The 1,254-nt window shown below is 65.2% G+C and carries 1 protein-coding gene; it reads left to right on the top strand.

All coding sequences use genetic code 11. The features are described 5' to 3' along the window. Nucleotides 1-1,254: hypothetical protein (locus tag A5686_RS07815; protein WP_067932790.1), on the top strand; the 1,254-nt coding region annotated here is incomplete at both ends.

Here is a 1,254-nt window from a genome sequence, read left to right as displayed (position 1 = left end):
ACGGTGCTGCTGGGCAACTGCTCGTTGTCGACGGTCTACGCTGATTCCCAAGACGCCGCCGACCTGTTCAGCCGCGTGGAGGCGGTGCCGCACGAATACGTCTTCGGCGCACTGGATTCCAACCGAACGTGGTCGACGGCCGCGGAGTACATCAAGGCGATCGACGCCCTGCCGCTGGGTCCCAATATCGGTTCACTGCTTGGTCATTCGGACCTGCGGACCGCGGTGCTGGGACTTGATCGGGCCACCGACGCCGCGGTGCGGCCCACCGAGGCCGAGCTGGAGAAGATGGCCGAACTGCTGGACGAGGCCCTGGACGCCGGTGTCCTCGGCATGTCCGGAATGGACGCCCCCATAGACAAACTAGACGGCGAACGGTTCCGCTCCCGCGCCCTGCCGTCCACTTTCGCGACGTGGCGGGAGCGGCGCAAGCTGATCAAGGTCCTGCGCAAGCGCGGCCGAATTCTGCAAAGCGCCCCCAACGTGGCAAGGCCGTCGACCGGAATGCTCTTCTTCCTGGCCAGCAGCCGGCTACTCAACTGGGGCAAGGGCGTTCGGATGAGCATGCTGGTATCCGCCGACGCCAAGTCGATGCCGCTGTCGGTTTACGTGTTCGGCCCGGGGACTCGTCTGCTGAACAAGCTACTGGGCGCCAGCGTGCGGTTTCAGCACCTGCCGGTGCCATTCGAGTTGTACTCCGATGGAATCGACCTGCCGGTCTTCGAGGAGTTCGGCGCCGGAACGGCCGCCCTGCACTTGCGAGACCAGTTGGAGCGCAACGCATTACTGGCGAACAAGGAATACCGCCGCAAGTTCCGGCGCGAGTTCGACCGCATCAAGCTCGGGCCGTCGCTGTGGCACCGCGACTTCTTCGATGCCGAAATCGTGGCGTGCCCCGACCCGTCGGTGATCGGTAAGTCGTTCGGGCAGGTAGGTATTGACCGCGGCGGCCTGCACCCCGTCGACGCGTTCCTCGACCTGGTCGTCGAGCACGGCGGCGCGCTGCGGTGGCGCACCACCATCTCCAACCACCGTCCCGAGCTGCTCAAGAAGCTGGCCCGTGAATCAGGCGTCCAAATGGGCTTCTCGGACGCGGGAGCGCACTTGCGCAACATGGCGTTCTATAACTTCGGGCTGCGGCTGCTGCGCCACGTCCACGACGCCGAAAAGGCCGGCAAGCCGTTCATGACTATCGAGCACGCTGTGCACCGGATGACCGGCGAACTCGCCGACTGGTATCGGATCGACGCCGGC

Source organism: Mycobacterium sp. E2479 (assembly GCF_001667925.1).
In the GTDB taxonomy this organism is placed as follows: Bacteria; Actinomycetota; Actinomycetes; order Mycobacteriales; family Mycobacteriaceae; genus Mycobacterium.
The sequence above is the reverse complement of the archived record's forward strand: the minus strand, read 5'-3'. Positions and strand labels throughout refer to the sequence as shown.